The organism is Cupriavidus lacunae (assembly GCF_003353055.1).
Taxonomy (GTDB): Bacteria; Pseudomonadota; Gammaproteobacteria; order Burkholderiales; family Burkholderiaceae; genus Cupriavidus; species Cupriavidus lacunae.
Genome location: NZ_QKWJ01000048.1, coordinates 37,950 through 56,800 on the forward strand (window position 1 = coordinate 37,950; position 18,851 = coordinate 56,800).

The 18,851-nt window shown below is 69.0% G+C and carries 19 protein-coding genes; 5 read left to right on the forward strand and 14 right to left on the reverse strand.

The genetic code is table 11. From position 1 onward, the window contains the following. Positions 1–10: 10 nt before the first annotated feature. Both DN412_RS27975 and DN412_RS27980 read right to left on the reverse strand, forming a co-directional pair. Positions 11–1,015, reverse strand: coding sequence for an alpha/beta fold hydrolase (locus tag DN412_RS27975; RefSeq protein ID WP_115214558.1), 1,005 nt, complete (start codon positions 1,013–1,015; stop codon positions 11–13). A 176-nt stretch (positions 1,016–1,191) separates the two neighbouring features. Next, on the reverse strand, positions 1,192–1,797 hold the full coding sequence (locus tag DN412_RS27980; protein WP_167471140.1) for a TetR/AcrR family transcriptional regulator: 606 nt from the start codon (positions 1,795–1,797) through the stop codon (positions 1,192–1,194). Between the two features lie 338 nt (positions 1,798–2,135). Between DN412_RS27980 and DN412_RS27985 the strand changes: the two genes are divergently transcribed. From DN412_RS27985 to fahA, 3 genes are all read left to right on the forward strand, one after another. Then, a complete protein-coding gene (locus DN412_RS27985; RefSeq protein WP_115214541.1) occupies positions 2,136–2,519 on the forward strand; it encodes a helix-turn-helix domain-containing protein in 384 nt (127 codons plus the stop codon). 454 nt (positions 2,520–2,973) lie between these two features. Beyond that, positions 2,974–4,293, forward strand: coding sequence for a homogentisate 1,2-dioxygenase (gene hmgA, locus DN412_RS27990; protein ID WP_115214542.1), 1,320 nt, complete (start codon positions 2,974–2,976; stop codon positions 4,291–4,293). A gap of 139 nt (positions 4,294–4,432) precedes the next feature. Further along, positions 4,433–5,695, forward strand: a complete 1,263-nt coding sequence (gene fahA / locus DN412_RS27995; protein WP_115214543.1) for a fumarylacetoacetase — start codon at positions 4,433–4,435, stop codon at positions 5,693–5,695. Positions 5,696–5,701: 6 nt separating this feature from the next. On the opposite strand, the gene DN412_RS28000 is transcribed toward fahA, so the two are convergent. From DN412_RS28000 to DN412_RS28040, 9 genes are all read right to left on the reverse strand, one after another. Continuing rightward, the gene (locus DN412_RS28000) at positions 5,702–6,166 is read right to left on the reverse strand and encodes a hotdog family protein (RefSeq protein WP_115214544.1); all 465 of its coding nucleotides are present in this window, start codon (positions 6,164–6,166) and stop codon (positions 5,702–5,704) included. Further along, positions 6,159–6,971 (reverse strand): beta-ketoacyl synthase chain length factor, encoded by an 813-nt coding sequence (locus DN412_RS28005; RefSeq protein ID WP_115214545.1) that lies wholly within the window; start codon positions 6,969–6,971, stop codon positions 6,159–6,161. Before DN412_RS28005 ends, DN412_RS28000 begins: the two co-directional genes overlap by 8 nt. Before the next feature lie 9 nt (positions 6,972–6,980). Continuing rightward, positions 6,981–8,183 (reverse strand): beta-ketoacyl-[acyl-carrier-protein] synthase family protein, encoded by a 1,203-nt coding sequence (locus DN412_RS28010; protein ID WP_115214559.1) that lies wholly within the window; start codon positions 8,181–8,183, stop codon positions 6,981–6,983. 65 nt (positions 8,184–8,248) lie between these two features. Continuing rightward, complete coding sequence (locus DN412_RS28015) at positions 8,249–9,097, reverse strand: polysaccharide deacetylase family protein (protein WP_115214546.1); 849 nt, start codon at positions 9,095–9,097, stop codon at positions 8,249–8,251. Then, the gene (locus DN412_RS28020; protein ID WP_115214547.1) at positions 9,094–11,499 is read right to left on the reverse strand and encodes an MMPL family transporter; all 2,406 of its coding nucleotides are present in this window, start codon (positions 11,497–11,499) and stop codon (positions 9,094–9,096) included. Before DN412_RS28020 ends, DN412_RS28015 begins: the two co-directional genes overlap by 4 nt. Further along, entirely contained in the window at positions 11,496–12,095 is a 600-nt protein-coding gene (locus DN412_RS28025; protein ID WP_115214548.1) for a LolA-related protein, read from the reverse strand. Before DN412_RS28025 ends, DN412_RS28020 begins: the two co-directional genes overlap by 4 nt. A gap of 17 nt (positions 12,096–12,112) precedes the next feature. Next, on the reverse strand, positions 12,113–13,087 hold the full coding sequence (locus tag DN412_RS28030) for an LpxL/LpxP family acyltransferase (protein WP_115214549.1): 975 nt from the start codon (positions 13,085–13,087) through the stop codon (positions 12,113–12,115). Further along, positions 13,081–14,796, reverse strand: a complete 1,716-nt coding sequence (locus DN412_RS28035) for an ApeI family dehydratase (RefSeq protein WP_115214550.1) — start codon at positions 14,794–14,796, stop codon at positions 13,081–13,083. Before DN412_RS28035 ends, DN412_RS28030 begins: the two co-directional genes overlap by 7 nt. 49 nt (positions 14,797–14,845) lie before the next feature. Beyond that, positions 14,846–15,583, reverse strand: coding sequence for a COG4648 family protein (locus tag DN412_RS28040; RefSeq protein ID WP_115214551.1), 738 nt, complete (start codon positions 15,581–15,583; stop codon positions 14,846–14,848). A gap of 278 nt (positions 15,584–15,861) precedes the next feature. Here DN412_RS28040 and DN412_RS28045 point away from each other — a divergent pair, with 278 nt between their 5' ends. Together DN412_RS28045 and DN412_RS28050 are read left to right on the forward strand one after the other, a co-directional pair. Then, complete coding sequence (locus DN412_RS28045) at positions 15,862–16,122, forward strand: phosphopantetheine-binding protein (protein ID WP_115214552.1); 261 nt, start codon at positions 15,862–15,864, stop codon at positions 16,120–16,122. A 50-nt stretch (positions 16,123–16,172) separates the two neighbouring features. Further along, on the forward strand, positions 16,173–17,006 hold the full coding sequence (locus DN412_RS28050) for a glycosyltransferase family 2 protein (protein WP_115214553.1): 834 nt from the start codon (positions 16,173–16,175) through the stop codon (positions 17,004–17,006). A 77-nt stretch (positions 17,007–17,083) separates the two neighbouring features. On the opposite strand, the gene DN412_RS28055 is transcribed toward DN412_RS28050, so the two are convergent. The 3 genes from DN412_RS28055 to DN412_RS46240 form a co-directional block, all read right to left on the reverse strand. After that, positions 17,084–17,260, reverse strand: coding sequence for a glycine zipper 2TM domain-containing protein (locus DN412_RS28055; protein ID WP_115214560.1), 177 nt, complete (start codon positions 17,258–17,260; stop codon positions 17,084–17,086). A 145-nt stretch (positions 17,261–17,405) separates the two neighbouring features. Continuing rightward, positions 17,406–18,305, reverse strand: coding sequence for an NAD(P)-dependent oxidoreductase (locus DN412_RS28060; protein WP_279635247.1), 900 nt, complete (start codon positions 18,303–18,305; stop codon positions 17,406–17,408). A gap of 458 nt (positions 18,306–18,763) precedes the next feature. Beyond that, on the reverse strand, positions 18,764–18,851 hold an 88-nt coding region (locus DN412_RS46240; protein WP_482764220.1), incomplete at its 5' end, for a transposase.

Consider the following 18,851-nt stretch of genomic DNA (forward strand, 5'->3'; position numbering starts at 1 on the left):
GTCTCCAGGCTCAGTCCACGGCCAGGCTGGCGGGTGCAGGCGCGGCAAGCGCGCGCGCAGCGGCCTGCGGCCGGATGAAATCGGCGATCCGGCCAATCACGGCGGGATCGTGCAGGATGCGGCGGTGGCCAAGGCCGGTGGTGGTTTCCAGGCGCGCGCCGGGCCAGGCGCCGGCGATGGCAGCGCCGTCTTCCCATCGCACTTCCTTGTCGTCGCGGTCATGGATCACCAGCGTCGGCGGGACGGGGCGGGTGCGGCCGACGTCGGGCACGTTGAAGGCCGACCACGGCATGCCGAGCCAGCGCTCGCTCTGGCGTTGCATGCGCGCAAGGACCGCGGGGCCAACGCCCAGTTGCCAGGCCAGGGAGGCGCACGCCGCGTGCATGTCGGCCGGCGAGCCGACCAGCACCGCGGCGCTTGCCGGCAGGCCTTCACGCAACGCCAGCGCGGTGGCCGCACCACCGAGCGAGTGTGCCACTACGGCATGGACCGGCCCTGCATGCCATGCCGCCGCGAGCAGCGAGCGCGACATCTCCAGCACCGAGGTCTGCGCCGCGCCGCGCGCGCCGGCGTCGGACGCGCCATGCGAGAGCGCATCGAAGGCGACGACCCGCATGCCGGCAGCCAGCAGGCCATCGATCACCGCATGCCACTGCCCGGCCTGGCCGCCCCAGCCGTGGGCGAGCAACACCACGGGACCCGAGGTGCCCCAGCGGTAGACGCGCACGCGCCGGCTGGGGCCATGGCCGGTGACCAGCGCCCAGTCGGCACGTGCGCTGTCCAATGCACGCCGTGCCGCCGACGTGGCGGCGGCGCGCGGCGGGCTGAACCAGACGCGTTCCAGCGCTCGTGCCGCAGCGCCGGGCATCAGCGCGCTGCTGGCCTGCCAGCGCAGCCGTTGCCAGCCTGCCAGCGCGCGCTGCAGCGAACCGCCGTTGGCGGCTCCGGCGGCGTGTAGCTTGCCGGCAGCGGCGGATGAGGAAATCGGGGAAGGAGAAGAGACTGCTTGCGTCACGACCTGCACCTCCAATGGATTCTGGATTGCGCGGCGTCATCGGGACCGGCCTGGCCGGCGGCGTCTCGCGCTGTTTTTAAGACCGACCAGTCGTGCTTTTTTTGAATCAAAAAAAGCCCGCCGTAGCGGTTTGCTGCCCGCCGGCGGGGTATGCCGGCGCCAATGTGTTGTGTGCCTCAGGGGTGGGGCGCGCCCTCGGCGGCACGCGCCACCAATGCCCCGAATGCGCGCCGCGCCATGATTTCCGCATCCTGGCGGCCCAGCAGCTTGAAAGACTGCTGGAAGGCCATGCCGATGCCGGCAAGTTCGAAGGCGAACTGCCGCGGGTCAGCATCCGGCCGGAACTGGCCTTCTTCGATGGCATCGCCGACCACGCGCGCGATGGTGCTGTGCCAGTCCTTCAACGACTGCACCACCAGGTCGCGGATCGAGCCCGGCCGGTCGCGGTATTCCTGGCCCAGCGCCGTAAACAGGCAGCGTCCCTGCGTCACCGTGCCGCCCAGCCATTCCAGGTAACCCTCGAACAGCGCCTGCAGCCGCGGCATCCCGCGCGGCTGGCGCATCGCCGGCCGTATCACGATGTCGCCGAAGCGCTCCACGGCCAGGTCCAGCACCGCTTGCTGCAGCATCTCCTTGGACTTGAAGTGCGCATACAGGCCGCTCTTCGACATATTGGTGTCGGCGGCCAGCGTGGCCAGCGACAACTGTTCGAAGCCGACTTTGGCGGCGGCATCCAGTGCCTGCTCGATGATGGCTTTGCGGGTGAGGTTTCCTTTCTGCATGGTGTTGAGAATAGCACGACCGGTCGGTTTGTCAACGAAACCAGATGCATGGTAATTGCCCGGACTTGCGTTGTTGTGCACGGGAGGCCATAACGTCATTTAGCTATGCATGTGACGTCAACGCAAATTGAGAAGGTTCGTTACTGTCAAGGCGGCACGACGATGTTGTGCACGATCCGGCCCTTGGGCGGCCGCCTCAAGGTCAGTGCCAGGGCAGGATGACGGACTTGCAAGAAATCTGCACAAAGTGTTTCTCCGGCTACATACGGAACGCTTTGCGTGCTCTATACTCGAATGCACGTCCGCGCACTTTTTTTCATTGGTGACTGGAGACCGACATGAACAGTACAGCCGTGCCAAGAGGCGCTAGCGAACCGTTCCGGCAACTGCGGGCGTTGCGTCGCGCGCGCAAGCTCAAGCAGGAGGACGTCGCCCGCAAAGCGGGGATTTCCCGGGAAGCCTACCTGCGGGCAGAGTCGGGTCAGGCCGACCCCCGCATGTCGACCTTCCTGGCCGCCTGCGAAGCGCTGGGCCTGGAAGTCGTGCTGGCCCCGCAGCATCTTGCCGCCGACGTCAACGCATTCATTGCCAGCCGCAACGGTGGTGTGACGGCCGCCTCCATGGCCGGCCAGCCCGCCGGCAGCGCGGTGGCACCTGCCGCAGCGCCGGCGTCCGGGGGCAGCTTCGGCTCCGGGACCGGCGAGGGCCACAAGCCGGTCTGATCCGGCCGTTGCCTGGCAGGCCGCGTCTCCACGCGGGCCGGTCCGGCAGCTGGCCTCCAGGCCACCCAAGACAACCGGCGCGGGGCGTTCCGCACCGCGCCGGTTGCTTTCGTCCGGAGAGCCGGTTTCGGCTTCGGGCGCCAATGACGCCGCAGGCCTGGCTGCCTGATCCGGCGCTTTCACACCTGCTCCCATTTTGCTGTTGACCTGATTGGCGCTGTCGCGGGCAATCTCCCGACACGCGCGGCAACCGCCTGCCCGGCTTTCTCCCGTTTTTCTGTTTTCCGGCCTACAACTGCAAGGCAAGCGACGCATGCCTCATGCGCATCCGCTGCAGTTTGACACGTCTTGCGTCGACTATTACGATATAGTAAATTCATTTCTCAATACGTAATTCATGCGCCGTGCGGCCCGCGCAGCGCCAGATGGACCTTCCGGAAACGCTGACGACACCATGAACCTCACGCACACCCAGCTCGCCGAGCACGGCTATATGTCAGGCTTCGCCAATGAATTCGCCACCGAGGCGCTGCCCGGTGCGCTGCCCGTGGGCCAGAACTCGCCGCAGCGCGCGCCGTATGGCCTGTATGCCGAGCAGCTGTCCGGCACGGCCTTCACCGCGCCGCGTGCACACAACCGCCGCGCATGGCTGTACCGCATCCGCCCGGCGGCCATGCACAAGCCGTTCACGCAGATCGAGCAGTCGCGCTTCCTGAGCCGGTTTGACCAGGTGCCGCCGTCGCCCAACCAGATGCGCTGGAGCCCGCCGGCAATGCCGTCGGTGCCGACCGACTTTGTCGACGGCATCGTGACCATGGCCGGCAACGGCGGCCCCGAGGTCATGACCGGCTGCGGCATCCACCTGTACCTGGCCAACCAGTCGATGCGGGACCGCTTCTTCTACAACGCCGACGGCGAGATGCTGATCGTGCCGCAGCAGGGCCGCCTGCTGATGGTGACCGAGCTGGGCCGGCTGGAAGTAGAGCCGCAGGAGATCGTGGTGATCCCGCGCGGCGTGCGCTTCCGCGTGGAGTTGCCCGACGGCGAAGCGCGTGGCTATATCTGCGAGAACTATGGCGCGCTGTTCAAGCTCCCTGACCTGGGCGTGATCGGCTCCAACGGCCTGGCCAACCCGCGCGACTTCCTGTCGCCGGTGGCCAGCTATGAAGACCGCGAGGGCGATTTCGAACTGGTGGCCAAGTTCCAGGGCAACCTGTGGCGTGCCGGCATCGGCCATTCGCCGCTGGACGTGGTGGCCTGGCACGGCAACTACGCGCCGTACAAGTACGACCTGCGCCGCTTCAACACCATCGGCTCGATCAGCTTCGATCACCCGGATCCGTCGATCTTCCTGGTGCTGCAGTCGCCTTCGGATACGCCGGGCGTGGACACCATCGACTTCGTCATTTTCGGGCCGCGCTGGCTGGCGATGCAGGACTCGTTCCGCCCGCCCTGGTTCCACCGCAATATCGCCAGCGAGTTCATGGGCCTGATCACCGGCGTCTACGACGCCAAGGCCGATGGCTTCGCGCCGGGCGGCGCCAGCCTGCACAACTGCATGAGCGGCCATGGCCCGGATGCGGAAACCTTCGAGAAGGCCAGCGCCGCCGATACCTCGAAGCCGCATCACATCGAAAGCACCATGGCCTTCATGTTCGAGACGCCGGGCGTGATCCGCCCGACGCCGTATGCCGCGCAATCGGCCTCGCTGCAGCAGGACTACTACACGTGCTGGCAGGGCCTGAAGAAACACTTCAACCCGAACGCCCGCTGATCCCGGGCGCCTGGCTACCCTCCCGGTTTTCTCCCCTCGCCCGCTTGCGGGAGAGGGGCCGGGGGAGAGGGCAGGCGCTCGTCAAGCATGACGCGTCACCGTACGCGACAAGTGCCACTAAAATTTTCGGAGTATCCCAATGACCGCCCCCCAAACCAGCTGGATCGCCACCGCCAACGACGCCCAGACCCATTTCCCGCTGCAGAACCTGCCGTATGGCGTGTTTTCCACCAAGGGCCAGGCGCCGCGCGTCGGCGTTGCCATCGGCGACCAGGTGCTGGACCTCGCCGCACTGGATGAAGCCGGCCTGCTGCCTGCTGCGGCCAAAGGCACGTTTGCCGCAGCCAGCCTGAATCGCTTTATCGCGTTGGGCAAGCCGGTCTGGAGCGAAACCCGCAAGCGCCTGACGGCGATGCTGTCCGGCGATGACGCCGCGCTGCGCGACAACGCTGCACTGCGCGACAAGGCCCTGGTGCCGATGTCGGCCGCGACGCTGCACCTGCCGGTGGAGATCCCCGGCTACACCGACTTCTATTCGTCGAAGGAACACGCCACCAACGTCGGCCGCATGTTCCGCGACCCGGACAACGCGCTGCTGCCGAACTGGCTGGAAATCCCCATCGGCTACAACGGCCGCGCCAGCTCGGTGGTGGTGAGCGGCACGCCGCTGCATCGCCCCAACGGCCAGATCAAGCTGCCAAACGAGGCGCGCCCGGTGTTCAGCCCCTGCCGCAAGCTGGATTTCGAGCTGGAGATGGGCTTTATCGTCGGCAAGGAAACCGCGCTGGGCGAGCCTGTCAGCATTGCCGCCGCGCCGGAGCATATGTTCGGCATGGTGCTGCTCAACGACTGGAGCGCGCGCGATATCCAGCAATGGGAATACGTGCCGCTGGGGCCGTTCAACAGCAAGGGCTTCGGCACCTCGATCTCGCCGTGGGTGGTGACGATGGAAGCGCTCGAGCCGTTCCGCCGCGACAATCCCGAGCAATCGCCCCAGCCGCTGGCGTACCTGCAGCAGCAGGGCAAGAACGCCTACGACATCGCGCTGGAAGTCGCGCTGCAGCCGCAGGGCGCAGCGGCACCGAGCAGCATCTGCCGCACCAACTTCAAGGCGATGTACTGGACCATGGCGCAGCAGCTGGCCCACCACACCGTGTCGGGCTGCAATGTGCGCGTGGGCGACCTGATGGGCTCGGGCACGATCAGCGGCACCACGCCGGACTCCTACGGCAGCATGCTCGAGCTGACCCGTAACGGCGCCGAGCCGGTGACGCTGGCCGATGGCAGCCGCCGCGGCTTCCTGGAAGATGGCGACGACGTGATCATGACCGGCTACTGCCAGGGTGAGGGCTACCGCGTCGGCTTCGGTGCGGTGTCGGGCAAGATCCTGCCGGCGCGCTGAAGCGCTTCAGCCGGCCGCGGCGGCATCGAGGATGACCGCCGCGCGGCCTGACAGCAGCGGCCGGCCCGCGGCGCTGACGGTGAACGCGTACAGCACGGTGGCACCCTCGCCGCTGACGCGCTCGGCCGCCACATCCAGCGGCGCCTCGATATCGTCGAGCCGCTCCACATGCAGCACCAGCTTGCGCACGCTGGCCAGGTAGCCCAGGCGCGGGCGCTGCGCACCGTTTCCCTGCCCGGCTTCGGCCAGCAGGGCGCCATGCACGGCCATTGCCTGTGCCGCATATTCGATCCCGCACACTGCCGCCAGCCGGTCCTGCGCGCGCAGCGGATTGTCCGCGCGCGTATGGGTCGCCGAGGTGCAGCGGATCGATGCCGCATCCCAGCTCAGCACACCGTCGAGCAGGCACATGCTGCCGTGATGCGGAATGCGCGCCGCGATCCAGTCGCGGTCCTTGGCGAGTTCAGGCATCCGCCCGGCTGCCGAGGCTTTCCACCTCGGTTTCGATCTGCAGCGTGTCCAGATAATCCAGTACCACCGTACCAGCTTCGCCGCGGGCGATGGCCGCGAGCAGCGGCAGCCCGCGCGCGGCCGGGGCCGACGTCCGCAGCGCTTCCAGCGTGGCATCCGGCATCGCGGTGGCCGGCGCCTGCGTCAGCGCCACACCGATGCGTGCGAGCGAGCGCGCCGTTTGCCGCGGCGTGACCAGCAATGCCACACCGAAGGGATCGGGGATCGGGCGATGCCTGTGCAGCGGCTCAGGATAGCCCGTGTCATACGCAATCAGCAGGCAGGGCTCGGCATCGGCGGCGGCCTGCAGCACACATTCCAGCAGGCCCGCGCCGAAGCTGCCATCCATGGCGCACAGCACGTTGGAGGTGCGCATCGCGCCCGCGGCGATCGACCAGTAGCCGGCGGTCGCGTTGTGCACGGAGTTGTGGAAGCGCGTGGGCGACATCAGCGGATCGGCTTGCGCCAGCGCTTCGCAGATCGCGTGGAAGTTGTGGCCATCGCTGCTGGATGACGTAAAGATCGTGGGCAGTTGCGCGGCATCACAGTCGCTGCCGGCCACCGCCTGCTGGCCCACGTCCAGCGCCAGCCGCACGGTCGGGCCGGTGCGGCGCCGCTCGGCCGGCGGCAGGCCGGCGGGCAGCGGCAGTTCGGTGGGCGCATGCGCGTATGGCGTGCGCCCGGCGAGCACTTCACTGGCCTGCTGCCAGCAGGTCAGGCCGGGGCCGAGCAGGCCGATGCTTTCGATGAATACATGTTGCGGCATGGCGCTGGCTCAGTGAGAAACCGCGTCCGCACGGGCGAACAGCAGGCTGCAGTTGGACCCGCCGAAGCCGAACGCGTTGCTCATCGCATAGCGCACCGGTGCGTCCCGGTTGGCGAGCTGGTAGTTCACGTCCAGCGCCGGGTCCACCTGCGTGGTGTTGATGCCGGCAGGCACGAAGCCATGGCGCAGCGCCAGGGCACAGATCACGGCCTCGAGCGCACCGGCTGCGCCCAGCGCGTGCCCGGTAGCGCCCTTGGTGGAGCTGCACGGTGTGCCGGGCAGTGCCGCGGCCATGGCCAGGGCTTCGGCGGCGTCGTTGCTGCGCGTGGCGGTGCCGTGCAGGTTGACGTAGCCGACTTGCGCTGGCGTAACGCCTGCGCTGGCGAGTGCCTGTTCCATCGCCAGGCGGGCGCCCAGCCCCTGCGGGTGCGGCGTCGACATATGGTGCGCGTCGCTCGATTCGCCGATGCCGACCAGCAGGATGGTATCGTCTTGCGGCGTGCCGATCATGCGTTCGAGCAGGCCAAAGGCCGCCCCCTCGCCGATCGAGATGCCATTGCGCGCCACGTCGTAGGGACGGCAGGGCTGCCGGGACAGCAGCTCGAGCGCATTGAAGCCGTACAGCGTGGTGTGGCACAGCGAGTCGACACCGCCGACCACGGCCGCATCGATCAGTCCCGCCTCCAGCATGCGCCGTGCCGAGCTGAATACCTTGGCACCGGACGAACAGGCCGACGACACCGCCGCCGCCGGCCCGGTCAGGCCCAGGGACTGGCGCAGGAATGCGGGCAGCGAGTATGGGTTGTGGGTGCCGCCGTAGTGGAAGCCCGGCGGCAGCGCACCGCTGGCGGGGTCGCGCTGGCGGTATCCCAGTTCGGTCTGCAGCACGCCCGCGGTGCTGGTGCCGAGAAAGACGCCGATCCGGTGGGCGCCGTAACGCGCCGCGGCTTCGCGCACGCGGGCGGCAAAGCCGTCCTGCTCCAGTGCCAGTTGCGCCAGCCGGTTGTTGCGGCAGTCGAACTCGGCCAGCGCGGCGGGCAGTGCCACGGCGTCGAGACCTGGCGCTTCGCCAACGAAGGTGTCGAGCGCGACGTCGCCGAACCGGCAGGGCGCCAGGCCGCCACGCTGGGCGCGTAGCGCCGACAGGGTGGCGTCGGTACCGGCGCCAAGGCAGCTGGTGGCCGTGAAATGCGAGAACAGGAGCGGGGACACGGCTTGGACGGAGCGGATGGAAGGAATCTCGGAAGGCAGAGTCAATTGTAACAAGCCGCGGCGACTCAGGCGGGAGGCACGACCGAGCGCAGCGTCACGCAGCGCAGGCCGGCTCGCTCGATGGCGGCAAGCAGGCCCGGCAGCACGGTGGTGCAGTGCGGATTGCCGGCGGCATCCAGGCCGGGATTGCCGTCATGCAGCAGCAGGATGTCGCGCCCGGCCAGCTTGCCGGCAAGGCGCTGCGCCACGCGCGCTGCGTTGTCGCCGCTGCGGGTATCGAAGCCGCGCCGGGTCCAGGCAGCCAGTTGCAGGCCAAGCCGGCACAGGACCGGCTCCAGGAACGGATTGCGCAGTCCGGCCGGGGCGCGGAAGAAGCGCGGTGCCTGGCCGGTGATATCCGCCAGCACCTGCTGGGCGGCGGCGATATCGCGCTGCATGCGCCCCGGCCCGAAGAGCGAGAAGTGCAGCCGGTGGTACATGCTGTGGTTTTCCACGGCGTGGCCGCGGCGGACGATCTCGCGCAGCAGTTCAGGATGCGCCGCGGCGCGCTGGCCGACGCAGAAGAAGGTCGCGCGCGCGCCGTGCTGGTCCAGCATGTCGAGCACGCGCGGCGTCAGGGCCGGGTTGGGGCCGTCGTCGAAGGTCAGCGCCACGCAGTCTTGGGCCGATGGCGGCAGGCGCAGCAGGTTGGGGCCGAGCCAGTTGCTGCGCGGCCACAAGCCGGCGGCGCACATCGCCGCATGGGTGGCGCCGATGCCGGCCAGCGCCACGCCCGTGCTCTCGGGGTAGGCGAGCATCGCGCCGGCGGCGCCCACGTGCACGGCGGCGGCGCCGCAAAGCAGCGGGCTGGGCCGCCAGGGACGGCGGTTGGCGGCGTCGGCCAAGGCAACGCCCGGCGCGGGTAACGGATTCATGTTGCACTCCCGGCTTTCTCCGGCGTCGCCAGGGGCGCCAGGATCGCCGAAAACCACAGGGCCAGCACGGCACCGGGGCCGACGGTCAGGCCAAATGCCTTCAGCAGCGGCAGGCTCGACAGCGCCAGCAAGCCGAAGGCGGCAACCGTGGTCAGGTTGGCCAGCAGCAGGGACACCAGCGTGTGCGGTGAAGCGCCCGCCACCTGGCTGCCCGCCGCGGGGCCATTGAAGAATAGCGCGTAGTTGGAGCCCACCGCCACCAGCAGCAGCAGGCCCACCAGGTGCAGCAGCGTCAGCGGTTGGCCCAGCGCCGCCAGCCCGCCCAGCACCACCACCGCAGCGGCGGCCAGCGGCAGCACCGTGGCCGCCACGCGCCGCGGCGAGCGCAGCGCCACGGCCAGCAGGGCGACGATTGCCAGCAGGCCGGCCAGCGACAGCAGCAAGGCCTCGCGCAGGTAGCCGGTGTAGAGATGGTCCGATTCGCCCTTGAGGTCAACGAACAGGGTATCGGCTACGCCGGCCCGCTTGATGGCGGCGCGCACCGCATCGCTGTCGACGCCGTCGGCCGCGCTGGCGCTGCCCGGCGTGTGGACGGGTGCGCGCAGTGGCAGGGTGACGCTCCAGCGGCCGTCGCGCTGCGCCAGCAGCGCATCGACGGCCAGTGCCATCGAGGTGCCGCGCAGGTCCTCGCGCCGCAGCAGCGTGCCGGTGCGGGCCGCCTCGGCCTGCGCCAGGAACGGGGCGAACAGCGATGCGCGCACCGGTTGTGTGGCGATGGCGGCCTGCAGGCGCTGCGCCAGCACGTCGGGCGGCGGCAGGCTGGCCTGGCGCTCGCGCTGGGTCGCCGCGCTGGGCAGGTAGCGCGCCGGGCTCTCGTAGCCGCCGATGAAGTTCTGCGCCACCAGCGGGTCCAGTTCGTGCGCGACGCGCTCCGCGCCCTGCAGCACGGACTCCTGGTCCGGCCCGGACAGCACCACCAGATAGCGCACGTCGGGCGCGCCCAGGTCTTCGCGCAGCGAAGCGTCGAGTGCCTGGTCGCTGGCCGATACCGGGCTCAGCGCCTGCAGCTCGCGACCCCACAGCGTGCCGCGGTGCATGGCCAGCACGGTGCAGGCGGCCACCACCAGCAGTGCCACCAGCCAGCGCAGCCGGTGCGCGCGCGCCGCCAGCCACTGCAGCTTGCGGCCCAGCGGCGCCACGTCGCGCAGGTGCAGCGTGGCCGGCACCAGCTGTGGCAGCACGAAGCGCGTCACCAGCGCCGCGCTCGCCAGCCCCGCGATCGAATACAAGCCCAGCTGCGCCAGCCCCGGAAAGCCCGACAGCAGCAGCGAGGCAAAGCCGCAGACCGAAGTCAGCACCCCCAGGCGCACCGTGGGCCAGAAGCCACCCAGCCAGGCACGGTCGTCGCGCTGGCCGTTGTGCGTGTATTGCGCGGACTGCACGAACAGGTAGATCGAATAGTCGACCGCCTCGCCGATCAGCGTGGTGCCAAAGCCGAGCGTCAGCCCGTGCACCGAGCCGCCAAAACCCAGGCTGACCGCGGCGATGCCCGCCAGCGCACCGCTGAGCACGGGCACCAGCCCAAGCACCAGCAGCGGCACCGAGCGGTAGACCAGCAGCAGCAGCGTGACGATGATGGCCAGGCCGATGGTCGACAGGCGCTCGACATCATGCCGGATGGTGTCGCGTGCATTGACCGAGAACACGCCAGGACCCGTCATCACCAGCTTGTAAGGGCCGGTTGCCGCCGCCCTGGCAAACGCCGTGCGCACGGCGTCCATGGCCTGCTCCTGCGCATCGGTATCGGCACCGGCGCTGGCCGTCTGCGCCAGCAACACCGCGCGCCTGCCATCGTGCGAGGCCCAGGCGCCAGCGTGCATCGGCACGCGCTGCCCGGCATCGAGCTGCGCCATCATCGCCGCCACTTCACCGGTGGGGTCGCGCGGCAGCAATGACTTGGTGAAGAGCCCGGCGGATGAAGCCAGTAGTTCGAACGAATCGTTCACCGCCTGTGCCAGGCCACGTTCACTGAAGCGCTCTGGTGTGACCTCGGGGCTCAGCAGGTAGCGATGCGCGAAGACGTAGTCCCGGTCGGCCCCCTGGTTGACCGGTTCGCCGTTCTGGATCGCGGTGAAACGCCGGTCGCCGCGCAGCTGCGCCGCCATCGCACGCGAAACCGCGGCGCGGCCGTCGGCATCGCCGCCTTCGATTCCCACCAGGATCAGGCGTGACACCAGCCCGTCGCGCAACTGGTTCACCAGCAGTTGCTGCTCGGCGCTGGGCAGCCGCGGCAGGAAGGCGGAGAGGTCGGCGGTGAAGGTGGTGCGGCTGATGACGGCGGCGCACGCAAGCAGGGCGAAGACCCAGAGCGCCAGTGCCAGGCGGCGCGGTGCTGCGCTCATCGGCTGCCGGCCGGTCGGATCTTCATCACCGAGCGGTCGCCGTCGGCCTGCCGGATCTCGACCTGGTCCAGCGCGTCCTGCCTGCCGTCGATGCGCACCTGGCTGACGGCCGCGGCCATGCGCGAGTCCGCCGGCGTCAGTGTCAGGGTCCAGCGGCTGGCGCGGCCCTCCAGGCCAAGCTTGTAGTAGCGCTCCAGCGTATCGCGGTTGCCCGCCAGCGTGGCGCGGATGCTCTCGATAAAGGCCGCGATCTCAGGGTAGTTTTGCAGCGGCATGGTGTAGCGCTTGCCGTCGCGCTCGACGGTCAGCATGTCGCCGTCGAGCACCAGGTTTTCGGCCTTGGGCGACAGCGTGCGCTTTTCGAGGTGGTCGGGCGCCGTGAACCGCAATTCGCCCGACGACTGCACCGGCTTGTCGAGGATCGCCAGGTACTTGGTTTCGGTAAACAGCACGCGCCCCGACTTGCGTTGCGCCAGCGTGGACATCAGCTGGTCGACGCCGAACGCGGCAGGGCCGGCCGGCGTCGCGAGCGCAAGCGTGGCGCTGGCCAGCAGCATCGACAGCAGGTAGCGGAAAGGGCGCGTGGAAAGACACATCAATGGCAGCTCACGGGTTAGGGCTCGTTCCCCGGCGGCGGCTGCTCGGACAGCGGCGGGCCGGCGTGCCAGAAGTCGTAGAAGTTGAACCAGTTGTACGGGGCGCTGCGGCAGAACCGCTCCAGCAGCCGCACGTAATCCGACAGGGCGGTCTGCACCGCCGCTTCGCGCTGGCCACGCGCGGTTTCCGAGAAGTCCGCCAGCGGCACGAAGTGGACATCGTAGCGGTTGCCGCCGCGGTACAGGCCGGTGATGAAGAACACCGGCCGGCGCAGCATCGCCGCCATGCGCAGCGGGCCGGTGGGGAAGCCGGTCGGCGTGCCGAGGAAGCTGCACTGCTGCACCGGGTCGGTGGCGCGCTGCGACAGCGTGCGGTCGGCCAGCATGCCGATCATGTAGCCCCGGTCGAGGTAGTCGCGCACCCGCAGCATGGTGTCGAAGCGGCCCAGCGCGATCACGTCCTGGCGCATCGCGGGGTTGATCGACTGCAGCACGTCGTTGAGCTTGTGCGCGTTCTCCTCGTACATGGTGATCGCGACTTCCATGTCCGGATGGCGCCGCCCGAGCGCGCGCACCATCTCGAAGCTGCCAAGGTGCGCACCCAGCAGGATGGCACCGCGCCCGCGTGCCATCGCGGCTTCCAGCTGCCCCTCGCCGTGCAGGCGGATATCGAACAGGTCGAAGCGGCCGTTGAGCAGGTAGATGCGATCGTGGATGGTCGAGGCAAACGTGAACACATGCCGGTAACCGTCGCTCCAGTTGGCCTTGCGTCCCAGCGCGCGGTCCATGTACGCCCGCGAAGCATGGCGCGCCGCCGGCGCGAACAGCATGAAGTAGGCCGCAATCCCCCGCAGCACCACGCGCCCGGCGGGGCGGCCGAGCGCCAGCGAGAGCCAGGTCATGATGCGCAGCAGGGTGATATTGCCGCGCTCTTCGCGGCGGGACCACTCGGTATCCAGCGGTGCCTGCCGCCGCCACAGCCAGCTCAGCATGGCGATGCTCCCGACTGCGGCGCGGTGCTGCGTACCTGCAGCGTGCCGCTGGCAACATCGCGCCCGGCGCTGCGCAGCGTGAAGCGGATGTTCTCGCCGCCATCGGCTGCGGCATCGGCCTGGTGCCGGACCTCCACGCGCTCGCCCGGGCGCACCGGGCTCAGGAACTTGAGCATGCTGGCCTGCGTGACCGCGAGCGGGCGGCCCAGGGCCGCACCGAGTGCAAGCACGGCATGGTCCAGCAGCACCACGCCCGGCACGATGGGATGGCCCGGGAAGTGGCCGGCGATGGCCGGGTGGTTGGCGTCGATGACAAAACCGGGCACGCGATCGCGGGGTTGCCCCCCGGCAAGCCTTGCGACCAGCGCTGCCAGCGCTTCGCGCGGCAGCTTGCCGGCGGCATTGCGTGGCAGCCTGTCGGCAAAGTAGAGCGGCCGCGGCATGAAGGCAGGATCGATCCGCGCGCGCAGCGCCTGCTGCAGCCGTGCCGGCGCAATGCCCGGCGCGACCACCACCGCAACCAGCCGCACGACGTGGCCATGCGTATCGCCTTCGTGGGCGTCATCGGGCATGAAGAACGCGCCGTCGCGCACGCCGTCGATGGCCGTGAGCTGGTGGTTCAGGTAGCCCAGCGAGGTGCGCTTGCCGGCGATATTGAGCATGTCGGCCTTGCGGCCATGGAGCATGAACCGTTCGCCATCGAGTTGGGCGATGGCGTCGCCCAGTGGCACCGGCTGTTCGATATGGCCGCCTTCGGCCCAGGTCTCGGTATCGTCGCCAGCGGCATTCGGGCGCGCTTGCAGCCGCACGCCTGGCACCAGCGTCCAGGCGTCGGTTTGGGCGGTGCGGCGCATGGCGAGCTGGCCGGTCTCGGTGCTGCCGTAGATCTCGCACAGCGGGGCGCGGAACAGCGCTTCAGTCTCGGTTGCCAGTTGGCGGCCGAGGGGCGCCGTGGCGCACAGCACCAGGTCCGCAGCAGGCATTGCCAGGTCTGACTGCACCAGGGTGCGCAGGTGCACGGGCGAGCTGACCAGCGCACGCGGGGCCGGCACCGAGGCCAGCGCGTCGCTGACATCGGCCGGATAAAAGGCGGGCGTCGCTACCATGGCCGCGCGGCCCTGCAGCACCAGCATGACCGTGGCTTCCAGCCCGAACATATGCTGCGGCGGCACCGTGCCCACCAGGGTCCAGGCACGACCGTCCAGCAGGCCAAGCCGTTGCGCCGCGGCGCGCGCGCAGCGTGCCATCGCGCCCCAGGTCTTGCGATGCGGCACCGGCGTGCCGGTCGAGCCCGAGGTGAACACGCAGGCCATGACCTGCGCCGCCGGAATCTGGGGAATATCGACCGGGCCACTTGCTACGGCGCCCGCCAGGCCATCGTGATAGTGGACGGCCGGCATGTCGAATGCCGCATCGGGCTGGTCGTGCAGGCAGAACGCGTCGGGCGCGAAGGCAAGCAGCTGGCGCACCATCTCCGGCGTGTGCGACGGCGGCAGCGACGTGACCTTGCGCGCCAGCAGCGCGGCGCACAAGCCGACGGTGAAGCGGTAGCGGTCGGTGCAGGCGTTGAACACATGGCCGCCCGCCGGCAGCGCGGCGGCCAGGCTGGCGGCATCGGCCAGGAACTGCCGCACGGTGACGGGCCGCCCGTGCGCCCAGGCGATGATGTCTTCGGGCGAGGCGTGCGCAACGATGGGGAGCGTGGTCATGGGACGGAGCCTGTGCCTGTTGCCAGTGTAGGAGCCGGGTTGCGGCGCGTCAGCGCGGCAAGCCGGGCCGGCCCGCACGGGCAGCCATGACGGCGCGGTAGCCATGCACCGCGTCCAGCAGGCCGCCATGGCGCATGCCTGGAAAGGCGATGCGGCGGCACACGGCCTCGCCCAGGAACATCAGGGCGATCAGCAGCGGCGTGGCAAGGTTGGCGAAGCTGGACCAGGTCGCGACCGGGGCAAGCACGAACAGCAGCGTGGACACGCCCACCGTCGCGGCAAAGAACAGCGTCCAGGCCTGGGTCACGCGGACGGTGTAGCGCGTGTGCGCCGCGGACAGCGGGCCATGGATCGCCGTCGCGATCTGGGTGCACAGCGGAGTCCTGCCGCGGCGCAGGCTCAGCGCGAACATCGCGCCCAGCGCGGCGTTGATGCCCGCGTGCTGCAGGTAGTAGGTCCAGCCGAAATGCCCGGCCAGCGGCGCGCGCCAGATCCACAGCGCGGCGCAGGCCGCCAGCAGGCCAATCAGGGCGGGAGTACGCCCCGCGGCCCGGCGGCAGGCCAGGAAGCCGATCAGCAGGAACGGGGCCGCGCCCAGAAACAGCGCGGCCACCTCGGCACCCGGCTGGTGTGCCGCGCGATGCAAGGCGGATTCGTAGACGACAAAGCCAGCGATTGCGCCAATCCAGCCATGGCGCCGTCCCACCTGGACGGCGGCGTCCTGCCGGGCGGGCACTGGCGGCGCGGCGGGCGGAGAAGGGCGGTCAAAAGGCTGGCTCGAAGGCATTTGGGGAGTTCTTGTGTGTTGCGTAAGTCGCTTGGTTTGGGCGCCTGGTCCGGCACATCGCCTAGAATGGCGGTCGCGAGGCACGCGAAGCGAACGCTTTATACCCCAAAAGACCCTCCGGACGCGATGATGATTCCCGAAAGGAGTGTTGATGTTGTTACTAAACTTCTCTCAACTGGCTCGGGATTGCCCCCTTTGATAGCATCGGGTGCCCGACGCGCGCACCGGGACAACCTTCCCGGACGCGTGCCGCAGCGGCCTTCCAGCCATCTAGCAACATGACCGAACTCGAAACCGAACTTGCCCGCCTGATCATCGACGAACTCGACATCGCCGAATTGCGGCTGGAGGACGTCAATGCCGCCACGCCGCTCTATGGCGATGGCTTCGGCCTGGACTCCATCGACATTCTCGAGATCGCCCTGCTGGTATCGCGCAAGTATGGCGTGGAACTGCGCTCGGACAACCCCGACAACAAGACCATCTTTGCCTCGCTGGGCAGCCTGGCCGCCTACCTGGCGGCACAACGCACGCGCTAGCCGCCACGCTTCCCGCACCCTCACTTTCCCGGCCAGGACAGGAACACGATATGCCGCAGCAAGCCACGCCCGCGCCGGCGCTGGTGCACGGCGGCGCCGCGCCTTCAGCCACGCACCTGGTGCTGATCCCCAGCTACAACCCCGGCGTGCGCCTGCACGAGGTGCTGCGCGCCGCCCGTGCAGCCTGGACGCCGGTCTGGGTGGTGGTCGATGGCAGCACCGACGGCAGCGAGCAGTGGCTGCAGGCACAGGCGGCCACCGACCCCGGGCTGCGGGTGCTGGTGCTGCCGCGCAACCAGGGCAAGGGCACTGCGGTGCTGCATGGCATCGATGCGGCCGCCGCGGCGGGCTTTACGCATGTGCTGGTGATGGATTCCGACGGCCAGCATCCTGCCCACCTGATCCCCCAATTCATGGCGGCATCGCAGCGCGAGCCTGAAGCGATGGTGCTGGGTCGGCCGGTGTTCGACGCCAGCGCGCCGCGCGAACGGGTTTACTGGCGGCGCATGTCCAACTTCTGGGTCGATGTGGAGACGCTGTGGGCGGGCATCGGCGATTCCCTCTACGGCTTCCGCGTCTACCCGATCGCGCCGCTGCACGCGGTCATGCAGGAAAGCCGCTGGATGCGGCGTTTCGACTTCGATCCGGAAGTCGCCGTGCGCCTGTGCTGGCGGGGCGTGCGGCCTGTCAACGTCGACGCGCCGGTGCGCTATTTCAGCCAGCGCGAGGGTGGGGTATCGCATTTCCGCTATCTGCGCGACAACGTGCTGCTGACCGGGATGCACCTGCGGCTGGTGGCCGGGTTCGTCGTGCGGCTGCCGATGCTGGTGTTGCAGCGGTTGCGGCGCCCGCCTGACGGTACATCGTCAAGGCACACGGCGTAGGCACAAATCAGACAAGCAGAAAGGCCGCGAGGCGCGGCCTTTCTGCTTGTGGGCCCAGAGGCTGCCTGCTTGCCCACCTACTTGCCCAGCTCGTGGCCAACCACACCGCCCACCACGGCGCCGCCGATGGTCCCCGCCGTGCTGCCATGGGTCAGCTCGTGCCCGGCCACACCGCCGGCCACTGCGCCCGTCGCCGTACAGCCGGCCAGCGCCATGCTTGCGCTTGCCAGAAGCGCGCCTGCGAGTTTCCACATGATGGTCTCCTGCCTCGTTGCCGGGCCGGCCGCGAGCAACTGGCCCTGATGCATCCAGCTTAGGCGTGTGACCGTCCGCGGCCTTTCCGAGAGGCGCCGATTGCACTGTAGGAATCGGACGACGGCAGGTGACGTGGCAGTGGCCTCAGGCGTCCTTGCTGTGCTGGCGCAGGCGCTTGATCAGCGACGAGGTGTCGGCGCGGCCACAGCCCATCTGCTGGAGGTCGGCGTAGAACTGGTCCACCAGCGCGGTGACCGGCAGGCCGGCGCCGTTGCGGCGCGCCTCGTCCAGGCACAGGCCCAGGTCCTTGCGCATCCAGTCCACCGCAAAGCCGAAGTCGAACTTGTTGTCGATCATGGTGGGGCCGCGGTTCTCGAGCTGCCAGGAGCCGGCCGCGCCTTTGCTGATGACGTCCAGCACCAGGTGCATGTCCAGTCCGGCGCGCTCGCCAAAGGCAATGGCCTCGGACAGACCCTGGATCAGGCCGGCGATGCTGATCTGGTTGACCATCTTGGCCAGCTGGCCGGCACCGGATTCGCCGATGCGGGTCACGGCGCGCGCGTAAGCGGTAATGACCGGCTCGGCAAGTGCATAGACCTCGGCATCGCCGCCGCACATGATGGTCAGGATGCCTTTTTCCGCGCCGACCTCGCCGCCGGACACCGGGCCGTCGATAAAGTGCAGGCCGCGTTCGCCGGCGGCGGCGTAGAGCTCGCGCGCGACGTTGGCGCTGGCGGTGGTGTGGTCGACAAAGATGCAGCCGCTGGGCGCGCTGAAGAAGGCGCCGTCATGCCCGGTCAGCACCGCGCGCAGGTCGTCGTCGTTGCCCACGCAGGAGCAGACCACCTGCGCATCGCGCACAGCCTGCGCCGGGGTAGGCGCCGACTTGCCGCCGAACTGCTCGACCCAGGCCTGCGCCTTGGCCGCGGTGCGGTTATACACCGTGACCTCGTGGCCCTTGGCTGCGAGGTGGCCGGCCATATGGAAACCCATGACGCCCAGTCCGAGGAATGCGACACGCATGCTGCTGCTCCGTTGCTTGATTATGTTCGGGATCGGTGAGGCGCGGCCTTGTTGGTATGGCGTCCGCCCGGGAACCGCATGGGCGGAGCGGCGGGCCGCGTCCGGTTTCGGGAGTATACGGGGGCGGCGCGGGCGTTGGACAGATACAGAGCCGCGCAGGATGGTGCATGACAGCATGGCGTTGGCGGCACAAATTCCCATCACAGCGGTAAATCGACGGCTTTCCCGATCACAACAAGGTCAGACCCCGCCTACGTCAGCATCCGCCCCTGTCCTATCCCTTGCGCACCACGCCCTGCCTACATTGAACCTAGGAGGCTGCGCGGCAGAGCCGTGTGACCGGTTTTTGTAGAGCGCTGACGATGGCGGCGGCGCTCTCCGCAATTGGCAAGGCGTCGGCGCCAAGGATGCCAATCTTGCGGCGCGCAGCGTGTTATGACGACTGGGGTCCTCTTGAGTCACCCCATTCAGCTTCGTCCTCACAGATACGCCATTCGCCTCAGATTCAGCGCCATGCAGACGAGTTTCCACTCCGCCTTCACCTTGTCGATGCCCCTCATGCTGAAC